Raw genomic sequence first — 23,104 nt, forward strand, 5'->3', positions numbered from 1 at the left:
TTAAAACTTCTTCAAATTGTTCCTCTACAATTTCAAGTGCTTTTAATTTAGCCGCTTTATTTTCATCTTCTACTTGTGAATTTAATGTTTCACTGTTATTTTTTGGTACCTTTAGATTTTCATCTGCTTTTCTTGATGTTTGAACTTGCTCCTCTAAACTTGTTGATGATACTTTCTTTTCTTTTCTTAAAGAATTCGAAGAATTCGAGGCACTACTTGATGGCGGGCCTGATGGTCCAGACCCTCCTGATTCTTCAATTGGTTTTATTGGTGGAAATTCTCTTGGATTTGTTCTTCTTCCCGATGATATTCTGCTTGATGTTCTTCTATGCGTTGGATTTCCAACTGATGTTTTTCTATTTGATGGACTTCCAACCGCTGTTCCTCCTTTTAATGAATGTATTACCTTTGGGACTGTTGCTGTCCTAGATGGAGTTATTTTTGGTGATTTTGATTCTAAGACCGATGGTTCTTCAATATTGTCACTATTTTTTTCTTCAATCTTTATTCTATTTCCGATTTGGAATCTTTCTATATTTTTCATTAGCATTATTGTTATTAAAATATATACAAATAATATTATTTCAACTAAAATACTTATTTTTTTCACTAAATATCTTCCTTCCATAATTCATAAATTTTAAAAAATAAATTAATTTTCAAATTATTACCAAGATTGATTATTTGTATAATATTAACTATCTATATTAATTTTAAATATTTAATAACTTTTTATTTTTTCTATTTAGTTGTTATTATTTTAATAAGCTAATAATTAATATAATTATTTTTATATGCAAAATTGTATCATAATTAGGTAGTTTATCATATCTATTTCAACATTAAAAAATATGATAAAACTACCTTTTTGTAGTTTTAATATCTGTTAAATTTTTCTTAAAAATTAACTTGAATATTCTATCTAAATCTATTTAGGTTTGAAACTGACTTTGAAAAATTTTTAGTTTTGTCAGTTTCAGATAGTATATCTAAGCCTACAGATGCACTAATTTTTGATTTACCAAATTTATTTTATGCATATGAAATTAGTGCATAGACAGCTGGTTTTCTAATATTAGGAACTACCTAACTTTTATTCTATCTAATAAAAGAAAAAACTCTTCTTTTTTGAAGAGTTTTAAGGTTGATAAATTAAGTTTATTTTTAACATAAATGTACCATTAGCAAATTGGCCAGTTGATGTTTTAACCTTAATAATCAATTCTTGTTGTGGATTATTTTCTGTTGGGAAATTAAATTGTTCAATGAATTCTTCTGATTCTGTATCATAAGATAATAATTCTCATAAAATATTTGGCTGTTGTCCTTTTAAACTTGGATTTTTTATGATTCCATCATATAGGATTGCATTAACCATATTTTTTACTAATTCTTTTTTATCTGCTAATGTTCTTGGTAAACTACGAATAAAGATTGGCAACATTGAACTTGTTAAATCAAGATTAAACTTAATTGGGACAGTTGGGGTTAAATTTAATTTAATAGTAACTTGACCTGTAAAAATAGCATTATTTTTAGATGAAAACTGCAACTCTAAAGGAATTTTATTATCACTACTACTTACATCATATTTATTAATCGCTTCATCTAATTGTTGACAAATTGACTCAAAGTAGTTTCAATCCGTTTGAATTTTAGAAAGCCCAAAGGTTGGTTTATCTTCAACAATAAATATTGGATTTTTAATAATATCGCCTCAAATTTGATGAGCTAAATATGGCACTTGGTTGTCCGAACTACTTTGTTTTCTTGGCACAAATTGATAAGTTTTATAGGATAAATCAACTACGGGGTTTTCTTCAATTGGCTTATTAACCATTTTAATTTGACCGTGAACAGTAACTTTAAAATCACGACCAGCAACCTCTTGTTTTCCAGAAATATTCATTACATAAGTTTCTCATTTTCCACTTTTTTTGGTTTCTTTTAAAGCATTACTTAGTCTTTCTAGGTCTTGAGGTTCAAAATTCACTAAATCACGTGATAAATGCGGATTCCATGCCTTATTATTAATCAGTTTATCTCATACTAAATCTAAAACTGAGTTTGTTGTGTGTTTATCATCTTCAGCCAATAAAATTGGGTCTAATGCTAATAACCCAGGATCAATTCCTTGATTAATTAATGTTAATATGATTGCAATATCGCCTTTAAACATTGGGTCAGTGTTAAGATTAAGTGCCTGCAAAGTAACTTTTTCTCTTCGCCCAATATTAGGTCAATTCTTATTAAATATTGATTGTCAACTTGTGGTGTCAAAATTAGTTAATGCTGGACCACCATTAATGTTTGCTTCATGCATTACTAATTTTCAAATTCAATCTTTATCAACATTTGGTCGTTCTTGTTGAGTTACAACAATTGGAATTGATAATTCTATTATTGGTGGTAATTCAATTTGATCTTTAACAATGAATCCAACAACTCGCATATAATGATGAATGCTTTCATCAATTGGTGTTGCTAAAAAATTCAACTCTGTATTACCACCAATATTTGGTTCTGTTACAGTACTTCAATCAATTTGATAGTCATTATAATCACTCGAAACTTGCGAATCATCGTTAAACTGTTGTTTAACTTCTTTTCACACTAAGTCATATAACTTTGCTGGTTCTAAGTTATTCTGCTGTAATTTCAAATTAATCATAGCACGATAACTAATAATGCTTAATTTAATTGTAATTGTCCCACTAAAAAGACTTGTTGGCGTATTTGCTTTGCCATTATATTCAGCAAACATTGTTACAGGCAATGCTTTGTTATAATCGCCTGGCAATTGAAAACCTGAGATATCATAAGTTTCTGCATCAATTGGCGTTTCTGGTTTAAAACTACCAACGGCCTTTTCTCAAATCTCATTATATAATTCCTCAACATTTTCATATTTTGTGACATCTCATATATTTTCTAAGTTAACAGTTTGACTAATATCCATTGACAACTTTTTAACTAAAGTAAAACGAACGGTAATTGAACCAATATATGGAATATCTTCATCGTGGCGAATTGTTAAAACAACATATCCAGTTTGTGGTATATTAGCAGTAACCGGTTTTACCATATTTTCCGAATCAGTAATTTCAAAAAAATCTAAAAGTAAATCTTGAGAAAGCCTTCCTTCAATTTTTGCTTGATTAAAAATTGATTCTTCTACAGTCATATTATCATCAGTAACAATAACATTATTAGTTAAAGTGAATTCTGTTGAAATATTCTCTATTCCAGCAATTTTTGATGGAGAAGGCGTTCCGCATGATATAACACTAGCTATCGGAGCACTTGTAGTCAGAAATGTTGTTAGGAGTGTTAAAATTTTACGCATGTAAATCCCTTCTTTTTCAAACATTAATACTTATTATCATTATACACATTTTCATCTTTTATACATAAATTTTAAATATAATTAATATTAAAACGGAAAGTAATTGTTTGAAGATGGTCTGGAACATTTTCTTTTGCTTTTAATTCTAATTTAATATCAAGAACAGTTAAATTACTATATCTTTCTTCACTGCTAATTTGCAATGCATAAAATCAATCATTAAAAGTAGCAGCACTATTATGATAATTATTTAAAGGTATAAATGTGATAATATCGTCTGCAATTCCATTAGCATAATCTATTTGTGATACATTATCACTAATGTTTAAATTGTTTCCTACCATTTGACTAATATTTTGTATAAATTCCCATGTACGATTAACAATTTGTTTTTGTAGTATTGCTTTAAATGAAGTTACATCATGTGGAATATTTCGAACATCAATATCAATGTAATTTAATGGTTTTTGTGCTCCATATAAATTAGCACTTCAATATTTTGTAAATAAAATATTTCGTTTTTGTTTATCACTAATTAAATAGGCATCATGATCACCAAGATTAACTAAATTAGTAATTGAATGTAATGATGGTTGATCAATTATTACATAGTTTGTTTTTGCCACTTGATTATTATTAAAACTAATTGTTAAATCACCATTTTCTTGAATCGTTCTTTTAACAACAGTATAATCTGCTTTTTCAATTATTCCATATGATTGAAATGGTAAAATATTTCAATCATAAACTCATTTATATTTTGAACTATTAGGGTTACTCAAAACATCTTCTTGTAATTCTCTAATTGCTGTTGCTAATGAATATTTTCCATTTAAAACATCTTTAATTTGCTCTCACAATCGATTTGCAATCACATTTTGAATTGTTTCACCTTGCGGTAAAAACATAAAGTAAAATTGCTCTGGTTGGTTAACATTTAAACGTTTTGGTTGAAGATGTTGATATCAAAATTGTCATTCGGTTGGTACAAGTTCTTTTGGTAAGACTAAACCACGATTTTGTGATGTTTCTAAAATATTAATTAAAAAAATTAATAATTGTGGAATATATTTACCATTAATTTGATTATCTGTTTTTGCAAAACTTTGCTCTGAATCACCCTTTTTATATGCTGACTGAATTACCCGATTAATATCAAGCATGTAATGCGTACTATCAATAGCAGTTCCTGGAAACAGTTGATCATTTTGATTAACACTTGAAATAGCAAAATTACTATATGGATTATAATCACCAATAAATTCTTTATCATTTCCTTTATTTTCTGCATAAAAAGCAGCAAAACGTTCTTTATAGGCAGCATAAAATTGATCTGCTAACGCCAAACTATCATTAGTACCATTAATCATAATATTATTAGCTTGTTCACCTAGAACATTTGTTTGTTTTTCTCAAACTGTTGGTTTTAAATCATCTTTGTTTCTTGTTTCTCCTAATTTAAAACTTAAAAAGTTTGATAAAAATCCTTCATTTCCAACAAATAGGGTTGGCATTCAAACCAGATTTTTTTGAATTACGTCTTCGTATTTAATTTTTAAAAATAATAAATTTTTCATCAAATTAAATTGGTTTTGTTGCACATCAGCAAGACTTAACTGTTGTGTCCCTCGTGAATCAGTATAAATATCTAAAATTTGAATTTGCTTAGGATCTTTGTATTTATTCTTAAAAAAGATATTGTTTGTAATGTATAAACTAGGTGCTTTTTCAAAAATTAAATTATAAGCATATTCTAATCGTAATGATCTCGCACGAGCGCGAGTTTGTGCAACTTGCCCAGTATTAGGGTCAGGAGGAATTTCATAAGTTTCAAAAACCGGAGTTGTTGTTGTATTATCGCGTAGTTTTGTTTTTGCAAAGTTAACTTCAAAATAATCCCCATCATTAACATCAGGCAAGGGTCCATCAGTTTCAATTCCACCATAATTTAAAATATTTGCTAAAAATGACACACCAAAATAAGCAGAGGGAATTAAAGCACCAAGATATAACACAGCACAAATTGCGGCAAGTCACCCTTTTTTACGTGATGCTACAGTAACATTATTTGTTAAGTTATTAAGTTTATGTCAACTACCTGGTTTTCTTGCCATTGAAATCTCCTTTAGTAAGCTTAATAATAGACCTATTGAATGGGTTTATTATAACAAAATTAATATTAAATGCAAAGCAACCTTTTTGAACAAAATTAAGCTTTTTAATTGTTCTTTTTAAATAAAAAAAAGTTACTTCTGTAACTTTAAATATGAATTGCATGGCCTTCTAAACCATGAGCAACTTCCATAATAATTTCTGATAGGGTTGGATGTGGGTGAACTGTTTTTGCCAATTCATGAATTGTTCCTTCTGTTTCCATAGAAGCAGTAATTCCAGAAATCATATCTGTTGCTGTTGCAGCAACAATATGTGCTCCTAAAATTTCGCCATATTTTGGGTCACATAAGATTTTAACAAAACCATCAGTTTCACCATCAGCTATTGCTTTACCATTTGCTGATAACGGAAATTTAAATGCTTTATAAGCAATTTTAGCTTTAATTGCTTGTTCTTCAGTAATTCCAACTGTTGCTACCTCTGGGAATGAGTAAATACACGAAGGAATTCGATTATAATTCATTTTTACATTTTTCCCTTTAATACTATCAATTACTAAAATTCCTTGTGCTGAAGCAACATGAGCCAGCATCGCACGTCCCACAACATCTCCAATTGCATAAACACCTGGCAAGTTTGTTTTACATTGCTCATCAACTTCAATGTTTTTTCTTTCTCCGATTTTTAACCCAATGTTTTCAAAACCAGTTGTTACTGGTGTTCGACCAACTGAAACTAAACAATAATCTGATGTTAGTTTTACTTCTTTACCATCACTATTATCATAAATTACTGATTTACCTTTAATTGCTTTAATTTTCACTGAAGTCTCAATTTTTACCTTATTTTTAATCAACAATTTTGTTAATTCTTCACGAATATCTTTATCCAATAACTCTAAAATAGTATCTAAACCTTGCAAAATTTTTACTTCGGTTCCTAAACGATGATATAAGCAAGCAAATTCAATGCCAATTACACCACCACCAATAATAATTAATTTTTTTGGAATTGCTGGTAATGCTAAAGCTTCTGTTGATGATATAAAATAACCAGCTTTTTCAGCTTGCTCAAACCCTGGTAATGGTAATCCACGTGAAACACTTCCAGTTGCAATAATTAAATTAGTACATAAATAACGTTTACCAGCAACTTCAACAGTATTTTTGTCAATTGCTTTTGCTTCGCCTTTAACTAGGTCAACTTTATTTTTTTTCAATAAAAATTCAACCCCTTTTGTTAATTGCGTTACTACTTTTGCTTTTCGTTCTTGCATTTTTACTCAATTTGGCGCTGCTGATGCTTTTGCGACATCAATCCCATAATTGTCAGCATGTTTCATCATATCATATACTTTACTACTTTTTAATAACGCTTTTGTTGGAATACAACCAACATTTAAACAAACACCACCATAATATTCTTTTTCAATAATTAGTGTCTTTAAACCTTCTTGTGCTGCTTTAATCGCCGTAACATAACCACCTGGACCTGCTCCAACAATAATTACATCATATTTATTTTCCATTTCATAACCTCTTCTCTTACAATAATAATAAAGCTGGTGATTCTAGTAACGCTGTTACTCGTGCTAAAAAGCGACCACCATCAGCACCATCAATTAAACGATGATCAATCGTTAACGATAATGGTAAGATTGAACTTATTTCTATTTCATTATTTTTATTAATAACTGGTGCTTTTTTAATAATTCCAACCCCTAAGATTGCTACCTCTGGGAAATTAATTACTGGTGTGGCAAATTCAATGCCCGCTGACCCAAAATTAGTAATTGTGAAGGTTCCATCTTTCATTTCATCAGGTTTTAATTTACGTTCACGTGTTTTTGCTGCTAAATCATTAATCATTTTTGCAATTTGCAGAATATTTAACTGATCAACCCCTTTAACAACAGGAACCATTAAACCAGTAGGTGTATCAGTTGCCATTCCAATATTATAATAGTCTTTAAAAATAATTTCTTGTTGGTCTTTATCATATGACGCATTTAAAATTGGAAAATCTTTTAAAGCAATTGCACAAGCTTTCATAAAAAAAGGCATATATGTTAACTTGATTCCTCGTTGTTCTGCTTGACCTTTTAATTGTGTTCTAATTTCAATTAATTTTGTTACATCAATATTTTTAATTAATGTTGTCTCAGCAATAACATTTTTTGATAAGGTCATTTGTTTTGCAATTGCTTTCCGAATTGGTGACATTGCTTCGCGGCGAACAGCACCAGTTGCATTAATTTGCGGAATATCAATTGGCAATGTTGATAAAGTAGGACCAGTTACTGCCCTTTTCGCCCTTTGGCCTAAATCAGCTTTCATAATTTTACCGTTTGGTCCTGAACCTTGAATTTGTGTTAAATCAATTTTTAAATCAGCTGCCATTTTTCGAACAATTGGTGTTGATAACACATTTTTATTATGATCAACATTAGTATTACCATCACTTGGTAAATGACGTGGCGCTAAAACGGTATTAGAAATAGGAACTGCTCCAACTACTCCTGATGCTTTTTCTTCTTCAACTGGTGCTACTGTTGGCTGTTCGGGAACTGCTGGTGCTGGACTATCGCCAGCAGTACCATCATCAATTTCAACTACTACATCACCAACATAAATTGTATCGCCAACTTTCATATTAATTTTGCTAACAATACCATCACATGGTGCAAAAATTTCCGTATTAACTTTATCAGTTTCAACGGCAAACATTTCATCTCCGTCTTTAATTTTGTCACCAACTTTAATCATAATGTTGGCTACTTTTCCTTCTGTTAATCCTTCACCGATGTCGGCGAATTTAAATTTTACCATTTTTACTTTCAACTCCTATCTAAAATTGGTAGCTAACTAATTCTTTAATTTTAACTACAATTTTTTGAACTGATGGTTGATGATAATGTTCACCACGATCAAATGGAATAATAATATCATAACCAGTTACTCGTCCCGCTGGGGCTTTTAAATATTCAAAACATTTTTCATTAACAGTTGTAATAACTTCGGATGCTACTGAAAATGAACGAACAGCTTCATGAACAACTAAAATTCGTCCTGTTTTTTTAACAGATTCAATAACGATTTCACGATCTCATGGTTGAATTGTTCGTAAATCAATTAAATCAGCATTAACAGAAAAACTTTCTTCTTTTAATTGTGCTAAAGCTTTTTCGCATTCACTAACTTGTGCTCCATAAGTAACAATTGTTAAATCATCTCCTTCTTGAATTTTATAACCTTCACCAATTGGTAAAGTATAATATTCATCAGGAATTTCTTGTTTAAAAGCGCGATATATCTTCGTTGGTTCTAAAAAGATAACTGGATCAGGTGATTCAACAGCTGCTAATAATAATCCCTTGGTATCATATGGAGTTGAAGGAATAACTACTTTTAGACCTGGATTATGTGCAAACATTGCTTCAACTGCTTCAGAATGATGTTCTAACGCACGAATTCCACCACCCATTGGCATACGAACAATTAATGGACAAGTAAAACGACCGCGTGAGCGATTACGTAATCGAGCAACATGGGTAAAAAGTTGCTGAAATGCTGGATACGAAAATCCTTCAAATTGCATTTCAACAATTGGTTTCATTCCGTTAACGGCCATCCCCACTGCTGTTCCAACTAATGTTGCTTCGGCAATTGGCGCATCAAAACAACGGTCTTCACCATATTTTGCTTGTAGACCAAGAGTAGCACGAAAGACTCCTCCTTCAAAACCAACATCCTCACCATAAATCACAATATTTTGCTGTTTTTCCATTGCTAAATCTAAAGCATGAGTTAATGCTTGGATATTATTTACAACTGGCATTAGTGGTGTCCTCCTTTACTTGGATATTTTGCAAAAAATGCTTCTGCTTCTTGATATTGTTCTTCTAAAAATTTTAGCATTTCAGCATAATTGTAAGCAAAAATATCATGAATTGAAACAGTATTGTTTGCTTCAACTCATGCAAATTCATCTTTAATAAATTTATCTTGTTCAGCATCTAATTTTTCTTGTTCTTTTTCTGATCATTTTTTTTGTTTAATTAAATAAGCTTTTAAACGAATTAATGGGTCTTTTTTTAATGCTTCTTGATGTAATTTTTCATCACGATAAACCTTGGGGTCATCAGCTGATGAATGGGCCCCAATTCGATAAGTATTACATTCAATTAATGATGGTCCTTCACCTTTACGAGCAAATTTAATAGCTTCTTGCACAGCAGCATAAACTGCAAAAAAATCATTCCCATCAACTAAAATATTTCGCATTCCAACCGCAATTCCTTTTACTGCAAAGTTTATTGCTTTCGTTGCTTTACGACGCGGAGTTGAAATTGCATACTGATTATTTTCCACAATAAAAATTGCTGGAACTTCATGTAACTTCGCAAAGTTCATTGCTTCATAAAATTCTCCTTCAGAAGAACCACCATCACCAGTTGTTGTAATAACAACACCATCACGTTTATTATATTTTTCAGAAAATGCTAACCCAGTTGCATGCGAATATTGTGTTGCAATTGGAATATTAATTGGTAAAGTATTAATTCCTTCTGGCATATAACTTCCCATTTCATTTCCACATCAATATAACATAATATTGCGCATTGGAACACCTGTTGCTAATCAAGCAGCATTATTTCGATATGCTGAGGAAAATCAGTCTTTTCCTTTAATAATTTGCATTCCATATGCTACTTCAGTTGCTTCTTGCCCAGTTGATGAAAGAAATGATAGCATTCTTCCTTGTCTTTGAATTTTATTTTGAAAATCATCTTGGCGACGTGATAAGCACATTAATTTATACGCTGTTAAAACCTCATCGTCACTAATTTTTGGCATCAAATCTGGTTTAACAATCTTTCCCGTTGCATCCATAATTTGAATAATTTCATTTTTTAACGAATCAAATTTGTTAAAATACATCTTTTTGATTCCTGCCCTTCCTGTTTTTTAAATATTTTTAGGTAAAAATAACATCTAAAATTTCTTGTAGTTCAAATTTATCCCCAAAAATATCTTTAATATTAATTTCTAATAATTTTGTTTTAATTTTATCCAGATTATATTCACAACCTGTTAAAAGAGTTTCAAGTGGCTCTGTTCCACCAGAACCTAAAAAATCACCAAAAAATTTAATGTTCGTAATTTTTACTTCATTAACATTTAAACACACATAAACGGTACCTTTTCCTTCATATCGAATTTTATTCTGATAACTAAATTCAGGTGAATTACCAAAGTTTCATTCCCATGTTCGATATTTTTCATCAGCTAGTTTATTAACTGCCGCAATAATATCTGGTGGTAAATCTAACACTGGTGTTCCTTGTGCTAAAAACTCATTAGTAATAAATAGCATAAATTCATCAATTGTAATATCATTTGTTAATAATGGTCGAATATTAGTTACTCTTGCCGGAATTGATTTAATTCCTTTTGAAATAATTTTATCTTGACTAACATTTAAGTATTTTTGCATTTTACTTAAATCAACATCAAATAAAAATGTTCCATGGTGTAGCAACCGATTTTTATACTTTATTTGTGCATTACCAGAGATTTTTTTGCCATCAATTTCAATATCATTTTTACCAGCAAACTTAGCATTTAAACCAAGTTTTTGTAAAACATTAATAATAGGTTGTAAAATACTTTCATAATTTTGCGCTATTTTATCATCTTTATTAAAAATACTGGAAAAACACAAATTACCATCATCTTGATAAACAGCCCCACCACCCGTTATTCGACGAGCAACATTCACCTTATCAGTTTCAACCGCTTGTAAATTAATTTCTTCAATCGTATTTTGATTTCGACCAATAACAATTGTATTAAAATTTTTTCACAAAAAGAAAATGTTGTCTTTAATATCACTTTTTAAAAGATACTCATCTAAAGCCAAATTAAAATAAACATCTGTAGAAGAATTTTTAAAACAAATAATTTTTCTTATTTTTTAAAGTAATTTAATCCTAATACTTCTAAGCCTGGTAAAGTAATAAAGTTATATGGCTTATTAAAATGTGGCAAGAAGAAAATATCAATTAATGGTAGTTCATCAATTGTAACTCCCTTCATAATTGCTAATGAAAACATATACATAACTTCGGTATGATTAGCCTCTGAAGCTACTTGTGCACCAATAATTTTTCTTGTTTTTTTGTATCAAAGAATTTTAATTAAAACCTCTTGATATGTATCCATAAATTCTGGACGATCATTATCCGTAAATGTAATTTGATCGTAATCAAATCCTAAATCTTTTGCCACCGTTTCTGTCATTCCTGTTGAAGCTAGCGCTCAACCAAAAACATTAATTGCATTTGAACCTTGGAATCCTGGTGATGCTAAACCCGCTGGTTTTAAAGCATTAACAGCTGCAATAACTCCTGTTCGGACAGCATTTGTTGCTAAAGCAATATATGCTGGCTGTTTCTTAGCATTATCATAAACTTCAACACAATCACCAATTGCAAAAATATTTGGGTCTGATGTTTGCATATATTGATCAACTTTAATGGCTGCATTTTTGTCTAAATCAATAACAACATTTAAAATTTCTGTTGCAGGTTTAAAACCAACTGACCAAATTACTAAATCAGCATCATATGAACCTTTATCTGTTACTACTTTTGTTACTTTATTATTGTTACCCTCAAATTTAATAACTTTTTCGCCACCACGTAAATTAACACCCGCTTTACGCATTGCTCCTTCAACTTTATCAGTAAAAGGTTTATCGTAATAACGTGGCATAATGCGATCTGAAATATCAACTAAAGTAACATTTTTTCCTTTTTGATGAAAAGCATCAACTAATTCAACGCCAATGTATCCTGCCCCACATACAACAACATTTTGAATATTTTTGTCATCATTTGCTTTTTTTACTAATTCCCCATGTTGAAATCATTTAACAATATGAACACCTTCCTGCTTAATTCCTTCAATTGGTGGAATAATTGGTCAAGAACCAATCGCTAAAATCAATTTATCATAATTATCATCAAATTCATTTCCTGATTTTAGATCTTTTACACGAATTTTTTGATTTTTATTATCAATTGATAATACTTCATGCTCCATGTTTACTTTAATACCTTCATTTTTTAATACTTCTGGTGAAGCATAAAATAAACCGTTTGGATCTTTTACCTCTCCTGAAACTCATAGTGCAATTCCGCATCCTAAAAATGATATATTGTTGTTTTTATCATAAGTAACAATTTCTGCTTTCGGATCTAATCGTCTTAAGGTTCTAACAGCAGTTGTACCTGCATGGTTAGTTCCAACTACAATAATCTTCATGTTATATTCTCCTTTTCTATTCTTAGTAGTATTAATAGTTCTTTCGATATAACTAACTAAATGTGCCAATAGTTATTTTGTTATGGCATTTATTCCTGAAAATTAAATTATACCGTAATGTTATTATATACCTGTCACAAAAAATAAAAAAAAATCAAATGAAAAACAGAAAAAAATTGCAAAAAATATAAAATTTTAAAAAAATTTTAAACTTTTTACAATTAAATTAATCATTATTTTTCAAAATGTTTTAAAAATCAACGGCCTTCAACAGATAACAAGCGTTGTGTTTGCTCATTAAGCAATGTTTTTTCTAGTTCTTTATCAATACGGTAAATTCGTGCATCTAAATTATCTAAAAATGATAAGATTTCTGCTTCTAATAAGTGTGGTTCAACAGGTGAACCATATTCCAATCGACCATGGCTAGCTAAAATCATATGTTCTAATAAAACAATTTTTTCTGAATTTAAATTATTACTTTGAGCAATATGATTTAATTCATTTGCCATAATTGAAATATGACCAAGTAATTTTCCTTCAAATGAAAAATCATTCGTAGCACCACTTGTAATTTCAATAACTTTTCCTAAATCATGTAAAATAACACCACAATATAATAGTTCCGCATCAATTAAACGATCATGATAAACATTGACAACATTTTTTGCCATTTGCAGCATAGTTAAACTATGCCAAATTAAACCTGATTTAATTTCATGATGATTACGAATAGCAGCTGGTCAAATTTTAAATTGCTCACCATATTTTGCTAAAATTAAAGTCATAATTTCACGATATTCAGTTGTTTTCATTTTTTTTACTGTTGTAATAATTTCATCATACATTGCATCTGCTGGAAGCGGCGCAACTTCAATAAAATTATCTAGATTAATACTGGCATTATCAACAGTATTATAATTATTAATTTTTGCTTGTAAAACTTTTCGATACTCAATAATATTAATATTTACTTTGCAACAATTACCTTTAATTAAACTTTCAATGTCAGCAGGACGAGCATCTCATAACCTTGCTTCAATTGTTCCAGTACGATCTTTCAAGGTTATTGATAAATAAGTGCTGCCATTAGATGCTGTCCCTTGGGTCACCTTATCAACAATTACGATTAATTCTACATTATTAACTTCTTTTGTTAAATCTTTAATATTCATTTTTCCCCTCCTAGAAATAAAAAAGTGGGTAATGACTTTTTATCTTATAATAAAAGCCGTGGATTTGATAATAAATATGCAACATAATGGATAAATTTACTTGCTTCAGTAATATCAATTACAGCTTCATTATACCCCAATGTAATTACCATAATATCACGAATTGCAATATCATTTTTTTCAACCACAACAGGTTTTTTAAAAATAATACCCATTGCAATTCCGGCAACATTATCATCTGGAATTGTAAATGTTCCCCGTGTTATTCCATATTCACCATAATTTATAATTGAGAATGAGGCATCTTGACAGTCCTTTTCTTTTAATTCATTATTAATACTTTTGCTTATTAATTTTGTTACCTTTGAAGCAATTTCTTTAATTGAAACATTTTTTAAATTATATAAAACAGGCATTTTTACTGCAGTATCACTATCTACACTAAAAGCAATATTATAAAATCATTTTAATAAAATTTCATTTTTCTGACTAATAAAGGATGCATTTAAAACAAGGAATTTTTTTAATCCATCATAGACTGCTTTAACATAAAAAGGCAATAATGTTAATTCAATATCATTTTGTGAATATGCTTCACGCATAATTGACAATAAAATAACTAACTCACTAACATCAACTTCAACATCAATAAAACCATGGACAATATTTTTTTTACTTTCCATAATTTCTTTTGCACGAATAATTGCTTCTTGATTTAATTTTACCTTGTCAACTTGCAAAGTTTGTGGATTTTCTTTTATTTTATGTTCTGAAGAAGCGGAATGTTCCCTTGACGTTGCATCTTCTGACTTATGCTTTTTAAGATGAGAGGAAACAGACGAATGAACCGTCGAATGTGACTTTGAATGTTGACTATGATGCTCCTTCGGCTTATTTTCCACTAATTTATCTTGTTCTAAATTAAAATAGGTTCCATTTTTGAATTCATCAACATTATTTATACTTTGAGCAAAATTACTTTTTAATTCTTCTTTTGTATAATTTTCTTGTTTGTATTCTTCTCTATCAAAGGGTTGATGATGTAAGGGGTCTAGTTTTTTATCATCAACTTGTTTTCTCGCAGCCATTTCTGATGTAAATGCTAAATCACGTTCTAAATTTTCAAGTTCTTCAATAACTTCTTCTTCAATTGTTATTGTTGCTAAATCATCTTTAACAATTGCCAAATCTTCTTTTAAATCACCCAAATCTTTTTGCAATGTTTCAATATTTTCTTCACTAGGAATATTCTCAAGAACATTTTCAACTTTATCTTTAAACGGAAATGTCTTTGAATCATTATTCTGGCTAAAAAATGGGGTTGAATCTTGTGCTATATTTTTTTCTGGTAAATCAATTTCAATTGAATCTTCAAAATCATCTTGTGGATTTTCACCAGCTACTTCACGTGCTAGTAATGTTTCAATTAATTCTTCGCGAAAAATTTCTGTTTCTGATTTTTTAACATCAATTGGTGGCCGATTTTGTACATTATATTTTCCAGAACCATTAAAAGAAATAGTATTATAGGGTTGCTCAAAATTATTGTCATGTTCATTAAGGGTTGCCTCAAATGGTAATAAATCTAATAAAACATCACCACTATTAATAACTTTATTTTCATAAACAATAAGATTTAACACTTCACCAGTAATTGGCGCTTTAATTTCATAAACTTTATTTTGTGTAATAATGTTAGCAAGTTTATCCCCCTTTTGGACAACTTGTTTATTTGTAACAAAAATTTTATCAACAATTCCTTTGCGATTATCATCCGCTTCAAAAATAATTTTTGCCATACCCAAACCCCCCTATTTTCTAACTATATATTAGCATAACTTTTATTCTTTTAAATAATTAGTTTCTAATTCTTGGTACATTGCTTCCATTTTTCTTTTTGCTTCTTCATTTGTTTTATCAACACAAACAAAATAGAATTTTATTTTTGGTTCTGTTCCACTTGCACGAACTGCAAATCAACTACCATCTGCAAAATAAAACTTTAGTAAGTCTTGGCCTGGCATTTCATATAAACCATGCAAATAATCTTCTTTTTTAATACATTTAATTTTATCTAAACTAGTAATTGTTTCTTGTCGTAATTTTTTTAACATATTATTAATAATTTTTTTGCCATCAATTCCATCACGAACTAAATTAACTGTTTTACAATAAAAATAACCAAATTTATTATATTGTTCAACTAAAACATCATATAATTTTTTTCCTTGATTATGATAATACCAACAAGCTTCTGCTAAGACTAATGATGATTGAATTCCATCTTTATCACGAGTTATGTCTTTTAAAACATAACCATATGCTTCTTCAAATCCAAATAAAAATTCTAACCCTTTATCTGCTGATTTGCTCATTTGATCCCCAATTCATTTAAAACCAGTTAATGTTTTAATAACTTGAACACCATAACTTTCAGCTACTTTATCTGATAAATTTCCAGTAACAAAAGTATTATACATAACCCCATTTTTAGGTAATGTTTTTTGACGTTGATAATGGGAAAATAAATACTCAATTAATACCGGAGCTGTTTCATTTCCAGTCATTAAATAATACTCATGATCTTTAATTTTAACACCAATTCCTAAACGATCAGCATCAGGGTCATTTAAAATAATAACGTCAGCATTAATTTTTTTCGCATATTTTAATGCTAAATCATAACATTCTGTTAATTCTGGATTCGGATTAGGGGCAAAAGTAAAATTAGGATCATTATCAAATTGCTCTTCTACAATCGTAACATCATAGCCACATTCTTTTAAAATTCGTGGAGTTCATTCTTTACTTGTTCCATGCAAATTAGAAAAAACAATTTTAATATTACGTTTTTGATTTGGATAAAACTGCATTGCTTTAACATCGCTGACATAATTATCCTCGACTTCTTTTGCAACATAAGTAATTAAAGTTGAATCTGGATTTAAAGTTAAAGTAAAAACTTCTTCTTTAATTTTTAAGTAATTTTCACCAATGACATCAGTTGCGACTGGCAAAAACTGTGAACCATTATGATCATAAATTTTATAACCATTATATTCACGCGAATTATGACTTGATGTAATAATAACACCCGCTACCGCTTTTATTTTCCGAATGATATAAGAAACCATTGGCGTTGGGCGAAGGTCATTATTAGTAAATAAAATTGCTTTAATATTATTACTAGCAAAAATATTTGCTACTTCTTGTGCAAATTCAGCTGAAAAATGACGGTTATCATGCCCAATTACAATTCCTTTTGATTTTAAATCTGTCGCAGAATAAATTGTTTTTAAATATTGCATAAAAGCTAATGTTGCTCTTCGAATTGTATATAAATTCATTTTTCCGGTTCCTGGACCTAATAATCCTCGCAATCCAGCAGTTCCAAATTCTAAATCATCTGAAAAAGCAGCAATTAAATCTGCTTCAGACATTTGTTGAAATTCAGCGGCTAATGTTGGATCTAAATTTTTAGCATCTTTCCATAATTTTAAATTATCTAAATATGACATCTTAATTCTCCTCTATTTTTTAACAAGCAACAAAGTTTTTGGTTTTAACCATAATACATTCTTGTTTGCTACAATCAATAATTTTCACCTTATATAGTAAATTTTTCTATTTTGATTTTATCTATTTTATTGTCTTCATATTATTTAATGAGATATTTTCTCGATAGAATTTTATAAATACTTAAATTAGTACTTATTACTATTGAAACAATAATTAAATACCAACTATAATTCAATATTATTTTCTTTTTTTGATTAAAACAATCTTTACAAAGATTGTTAATTTGTTCATTTCCTATTAACAATTTCATTAAGTGTAATTCTTCATTTTCAACATTTCATTGTATTTATTACAAATTTTCATATCTTTTTGTCACCTTCTTTATTTTTTATATCCATTATAAATTATACTTTTATTTTTAACTATTTAGCAATAAATTTAATTATATTAAATATAAAACTACAAGTAATAAAAATTCATTGATAATTTTGCATTAAAAATGATCTTAATCATGAAGACCATATTAAATTGGTAATTCAAAATCATAAATTTTTCCTTCAATAATATAAATTAATGTTTCAGCAATATTAATGATATGTGTTCCAGCCCGTTCAATTGAACGTAATTGTTGCATTGTTAAAGTAATAACTTTAATTTCTTCTTTTAATTTTTCTTCACGAATTTTTTCAATTAAAGCATCATTTTCAACTTTATAAATCTTGTCTAATTCAGTATCATATTTTAAAATATTATATGCTGACTCAATTCGTTCTTCCTCAAAAATATTTGACACTTCTGTTAACATTTCAATGACTTTTGCAACTAATTTTTTTAAAAAATTAATTAACTTTGTTGAAGGTTTATATTTGATATAATAACGACAAATACTTTTTGCATAATCTGCAATACGTTCAACTTCCTTAACAATCAAAATGAAACCAACTATTCGTCGTAAATCTTTTGCAACCATTTGTTGTTTTGCAATTTTTCATAGTGAAACTTCAATGAAAGCCTCTTGCATTTTATTAATTGTTTCATCAGCGGAAATAACACTTTGAGCAAGCTCAACATCATTTGTTTCTAAACATTTAACCATATCATCATATTGATTTTTTGTCATTGCAATCATATCAATAATCATTTGTTTTGTTTGTGCTAAATCATTTTCAATTTTTATGCTCATATTTTGTCCCCCTCCTTTCGTTATTCAAAACGCCCAGTAATATAATCTTCTGTTTTTTTATTAGCCGGACGAGAGAAAATAATCTTAGTTTTATTATATTCAATTAATTTCCCTTTTGCAAAAAAAGCAGTATAATCAGCAACTCGTGCGGCTTGTTGCATATGGTGGGTTACTAAAACAATTGTAAAATCTTTTTTTAGTTGGGTAATTAATTCCTCAATTTTTGATGTTGAAATTGGATCTAATGCACTGGTTGGTTCATCCATTAACAAAATTTTAGGTTTCATCGCAATTGCCCGGGCAATACATAAACGTTGTTGTTGTCCCCCCGATAATGCAAAAGCAGAATCTCGTAAATTATCTTTTACTTCATCTCATAATGCTGATCGTTTTAAACTTTCAACAACAATACTATTAACTAATTTTCGATCACGAACTCCTTGATTCCGTGGTCCATAAGCAACATTATCATAAATTGACATTGGAAATGGTGAAGGTTTTTGAAATACCATCCCAATGTCTGTTCGTAATTTAACAATATCTGTTTCAGGACTATAAATATTCTTCCCATTAATTAAAATTTCACCTTTAAAAATTGACTTTGGCTCAACATCATTCATTCGATTAAATAAACGCAATAATGTTGATTTTCCTGATCCTGAAGAACCAATAAAAGCAGTAACAGTATGTTCTTTAATTTTCATTGAAATATTAAAAAGAGCCTGCTTGTTTCCTTTGTAAAAAAAGTCAACATTTTTTACTTTAATTAAATCTGGATTATTATCTGATGAATCAAATGTTGGATTCTTAATAATTACTTTTGGATCCATTATTTTTCCCCTTTCTTATTCGTCTTATTTTCTTCATGGCGTTGTTTTTTCTTTGGTACAAATTTTTTTCAAAAATTATTAAAACTTTGTTTTTGATGAAGATAATTTTCTTTTGAAAAGAAAAATTTCAAGTTATTAATTCGATTTTTTCACTTCGCTCTAAATCCAATATTAACATAATTTGGTGCAAATTTATTCCCTAAAATATGGGCCAAACTATTTGATAACCAAATTAAAACCATAATCGCAAAAGCTAATTCAAACATAATTCGCATTGCTCCTGCTGTTGCTCCTTCTTTTGAGAGCATTAGAATTTGTGTTGTCATACTTGCCCCTGATGACATAAATCCAGCAATTGGTAACCGTACCGCGGTTCCTAATGTTAAATAAACTGGCGCTGATTCACCAATAACACGTCCAATTGCTAAAATAATGGCAGTAATAATACCTGGCATCGCATTTGGTAAAACAACTTTCAGCGTTGTTGATGTTTTGTTAGCTCCTAATGCTAATGAGGAATGTCGCAATGATTTTTCAACACCTGATAAAGCATCCTCAATACTACGAATCATAATTGGCAAAATAACAATTGTTAAGGTTAAACCAGAGCTTAAAATGGATAATGGTAAACGACAAACACCAATAAAGAAAGCTAATCCAAAAGTTCCATAAATAATACTTGGTGTTGATGATAAAACATCAATTGCAAAACGCACCACTTTTGCAAAAATGCTATTTGGACGGGCATATTCATTTAAATAAATGGCAACCATTAATGATAATGGTATCGCAAAAATTATTGAACAAATAACTAATAACAGAGTAACTAAAAATGTTGAAAGAATTCCTGCTCCGCCATCAAAGGTTGATGTTGAAATTAGATCACTTCATACCATTCCAAATAATCCTTTTCAAATAATTGTAGCTAAAATAACTAATGTAAATGATACAACAATTACAGTTGAAGAGATTAAAAAGAACATTCCGATTCTATCTTTAAACTTTTTCAAACCCCTTGTTTTTTCAATATGTTCATAAAATAACTTATTAATTTTATTAGCATTATATGATTTACTTAATAGTAAACCTTTTGTTATTTTACGAGCATGATAGTTTCGTTTTCGATTATGAAATGCTTGTGATGAAATAATAAAAATATTAATAATACAGACGATAATAAATAATACTAGTCCAATTGCATATAATGCTGATTCATGCATTGGTCCTGAATTTTCCAACATTTCTAATCCAATTGTTGATGCTAAAGTTGCTATTGATGAAAAAATAAAATTAATAAAACCATTTCCAAGTTTTAAACCATCTGGTGCGTTTCCAGCAATCATCATCACCGCCATTGTTTCTCCAATAATCCGTGCAACTCCCATCATAATAGCAGTAATAATTTTAAATCAAGCTGAACGTAAAACAATACGATAAGTTGTATGGGTTTTACTTAATCCTAATGCTAATGAACCAAAGCGATATGAATCAGGAACATTTTCTAAAGCATTGATTGATAATGAAATCATAATTGGTAAACCCATAAAAGCTAAAGTAATTGATGTTACTAATAAGTTTGAGGTTGAAGGAGCGCCCATTAACATGAAAAGCGGTCCTAAAATTGCTAAAGCAAATAATCCAAAAACAACAGATGGAATTCCAGCTAGCAATTGGATAATACCAATCACTTTACGTTTAATCCTTGGACTTAAATATTCTGAAATATATAATGATGAAAAAATAGTTAACGGAATTGCAAATAGTAAAGCAATTAATAAGACAAAAAATGTTGCAATAATAATTCGTCAAATACCAAATTTACTATTATTAGCATTTCAAGTATTACCTGATAAAAAGCCTCAAAAACCACCAGGATAATGCTGGAAGAAATAAATTGATTTATAAATGATAAAACCAACTAGAGTTAATAAAATTAAAATTGTTAAAATCGCAAAACAATAAATAATAATTTTTGAAGTAGAATCAATAATTTGTTTTCGTCCGCGAAAATTATTTGTAAAACGAATTTTTCATAATGTCATTTTTTGGGAAAACGGTTGTTTTTCTTTCGTGACTTCTTTCTTGGCCATAGTTAATTCTCCATTCCGTTATATTCATATTCAGAATATGCTTGATATTTTTCGGGAAACTTTTTCACAATAATATCTCAAATACTTTGATAATCTGATTTAAAATTTCAAGCTACTTTTTCACTATCATTTGTTCTTCCACTTTTTGCAAAAGTTGTATTATTATTATACTTTCGGAAGAAAAAGTCATCAATTGATAATGGTTCTTCGCCTTCTTCGATATATCAATATGCAGCATCATGTGGACTTAACTTAAAATTTAAGTCATAATAAGGATTATCTTTCCCATTTCGTAGTTTTGGTTTTGTTTTTGAATATGGTAATGGATCTAACATTCATGCAATAAAAGGTAAGGCATTATTGAATTGTTTTCCTTGATAATTAATAATTCCAGTAAAGGGTCTTGTTAAGGAATAAGCTAAATTAAATTCATAATTATTATCAATAACTTTATATGGTAATTCTGGTTTTGTACTTCCTTTACTAATAACACTAGCAATTGCTTTTGCCCCTAAATCTTCATTGCTAATAATTCTTTTAGTATATGAAAAAGAAATATAACCAATTGACCCAGGAGTAGTTGAAATTGCTTTATACATTGAACCATTTGATGAAGTTACTTGATTTGTTTCATATTTTTTGCTTTTAATTACTGCTGATTCAAAAAAATCTCTTGTCCCACTTCCAGACTCACGTGTTAAAGTATAAAATTTATTGCTACCACTACTACAAACTAATTGCGAACCAAAAACTTGTTGTCAAGTAAAATTTGGATCAGTATAAATATTACGAATTAATTCAGTTCCTTCTCCACCAAAAAAACTTTGAAATTGTAACGAATCTTGGTGTGGTTTAATTTGACAACCATTTGGTAAATGATATACCAAGATAATATAATCACGGGCAAAAACAAAACGACCAGTATGATAATCTGCTCATAGTTGTTGAGAATTAGAGCGGTTATCCCCTGGTTTAGGCGTTGAATTAACATCTTTTGATAAAAAACCAAAAGCATAACTACCATTTTTTACACCAACTAAGGCAGCAGCACTTCCTAATGAATTATATAAAATATCTTCTTTGTTATCACGTTTATATTGTTCCGTAATATTTGCCATTACTTGGGCAACTGATGTACTCCCTCCAGCAACAATTACATTACTCGCCGATGCAATTGTTCAAATAATAATTGATATTACTAATACCAAAGCAGAACCAACTAAAGTAAACATTTTATGATGGCTAATCTCTCCTACTACACTCTTAAGAAAATGTTTTTTTTCTTTCTTTTCCTTAACAGCCTTAGTAGATTCGTTTGGCTTCATTCGTTAAGTTTCCTCCCCTTTATATGGTTTTATTTCTTTAAAACTTATTTATACTAATTGTATCAAAAAAATAAAAAATCATAAATAATTTATATGCACAGTTTCAAATAACTGAGAATTATTTTTTTAATTTAAAATGCTTTTTAATTCAAATTGAATTGGAGGCATTTTTAATTTTAAAACCCTTCTATAA

At 29.2% G+C, this 23,104-nt stretch carries 16 protein-coding genes; all 16 read right to left on the bottom strand.

From position 1 onward, the window contains the following. A partial coding sequence (locus D9R21_RS00595) for a hypothetical protein (protein WP_148108814.1) occupies positions 1–628 on the bottom strand: 628 nt, incomplete at its 3' end. 510 nt (positions 629–1,138) lie between these two features. Next, the gene (locus tag D9R21_RS00600) at positions 1,139–3,346 is read right to left on the bottom strand and encodes a hypothetical protein (RefSeq protein ID WP_126820650.1); all 2,208 of its coding nucleotides are present in this window, start codon (positions 3,344–3,346) and stop codon (positions 1,139–1,141) included. Between the two features lie 71 nt (positions 3,347–3,417). Continuing rightward, positions 3,418–5,460, bottom strand: coding sequence for a hypothetical protein (locus D9R21_RS00605; RefSeq protein ID WP_126820651.1), 2,043 nt, complete (start codon positions 5,458–5,460; stop codon positions 3,418–3,420). Positions 5,461–5,606: 146 nt separating this feature from the next. Beyond that, positions 5,607–6,989, bottom strand: coding sequence for a dihydrolipoyl dehydrogenase (gene lpdA, locus D9R21_RS00610; protein ID WP_126820652.1), 1,383 nt, complete (start codon positions 6,987–6,989; stop codon positions 5,607–5,609). Positions 6,990–7,005: 16 nt separating this feature from the next. Then, positions 7,006–8,289, bottom strand: coding sequence for a dihydrolipoamide acetyltransferase family protein (locus D9R21_RS00615; RefSeq protein ID WP_126820653.1), 1,284 nt, complete (start codon positions 8,287–8,289; stop codon positions 7,006–7,008). A gap of 19 nt (positions 8,290–8,308) precedes the next feature. Further along, a complete protein-coding gene (locus D9R21_RS00620) occupies positions 8,309–9,298 on the bottom strand; it encodes an alpha-ketoacid dehydrogenase subunit beta (RefSeq protein ID WP_126820654.1) in 990 nt (329 codons plus the stop codon). Continuing rightward, positions 9,298–10,401, bottom strand: a complete 1,104-nt coding sequence (pdhA, locus tag D9R21_RS00625; protein ID WP_126820655.1) for a pyruvate dehydrogenase (acetyl-transferring) E1 component subunit alpha — start codon at positions 10,399–10,401, stop codon at positions 9,298–9,300. The genes D9R21_RS00620 and pdhA overlap by 1 nt, the downstream gene beginning before the upstream one ends. Before the next feature lie 37 nt (positions 10,402–10,438). After that, the gene (locus D9R21_RS00630) at positions 10,439–11,434 is read right to left on the bottom strand and encodes a lipoate--protein ligase (RefSeq protein WP_334199031.1); all 996 of its coding nucleotides are present in this window, start codon (positions 11,432–11,434) and stop codon (positions 10,439–10,441) included. Then, positions 11,431–12,789 (bottom strand): FAD-dependent oxidoreductase, encoded by a 1,359-nt coding sequence (locus tag D9R21_RS00635; RefSeq protein WP_126820657.1) that lies wholly within the window; start codon positions 12,787–12,789, stop codon positions 11,431–11,433. Before D9R21_RS00635 ends, D9R21_RS00630 begins: the two co-directional genes overlap by 4 nt. A gap of 233 nt (positions 12,790–13,022) precedes the next feature. Continuing rightward, positions 13,023–13,964 carry a 3'-5' exoribonuclease YhaM family protein gene (locus D9R21_RS00640; RefSeq protein WP_126820658.1) on the bottom strand — a complete coding sequence of 314 codons (942 nt, stop codon included), beginning with the start codon at positions 13,962–13,964 and terminating at the stop codon, positions 13,023–13,025. A 44-nt stretch (positions 13,965–14,008) separates the two neighbouring features. Further along, positions 14,009–15,763: a 2-oxo acid dehydrogenase subunit E2 gene (locus tag D9R21_RS00645; protein ID WP_126820659.1), complete on the bottom strand. Its 1,755-nt coding sequence runs from the start codon at positions 15,761–15,763 to the stop codon at positions 14,009–14,011. A gap of 42 nt (positions 15,764–15,805) precedes the next feature. Continuing rightward, positions 15,806–17,482, bottom strand: a complete 1,677-nt coding sequence (locus tag D9R21_RS00650; RefSeq protein WP_126820660.1) for a phospho-sugar mutase — start codon at positions 17,480–17,482, stop codon at positions 15,806–15,808. Between the two features lie 524 nt (positions 17,483–18,006). Further along, positions 18,007–18,666 (bottom strand): phosphate signaling complex protein PhoU, encoded by a 660-nt coding sequence (gene phoU, locus D9R21_RS00655; RefSeq protein ID WP_126820661.1) that lies wholly within the window; start codon positions 18,664–18,666, stop codon positions 18,007–18,009. 20 nt (positions 18,667–18,686) lie between these two features. Beyond that, entirely contained in the window at positions 18,687–19,496 is an 810-nt protein-coding gene (pstB, locus tag D9R21_RS00660; protein ID WP_126820662.1) for a phosphate ABC transporter ATP-binding protein PstB, read from the bottom strand. Next, the gene (gene pstA / locus D9R21_RS00665; protein ID WP_126820663.1) at positions 19,496–21,586 is read right to left on the bottom strand and encodes a phosphate ABC transporter permease PstA; all 2,091 of its coding nucleotides are present in this window, start codon (positions 21,584–21,586) and stop codon (positions 19,496–19,498) included. The genes pstB and pstA overlap by 1 nt, the downstream gene beginning before the upstream one ends. A 2-nt stretch (positions 21,587–21,588) precedes the next feature. Next, entirely contained in the window at positions 21,589–22,911 is a 1,323-nt protein-coding gene (gene ptsS / locus D9R21_RS00670) for a phosphate ABC transporter substrate-binding protein (protein WP_126820664.1), read from the bottom strand. Between the last annotated feature and the right edge of the window lie 193 nt (positions 22,912–23,104).

Source organism: Spiroplasma endosymbiont of Megaselia nigra, assembly GCF_003987485.1.
Classification (GTDB): domain Bacteria; phylum Bacillota_I; class Bacilli_A; order Mycoplasmatales; family Mycoplasmataceae; genus Spiroplasma.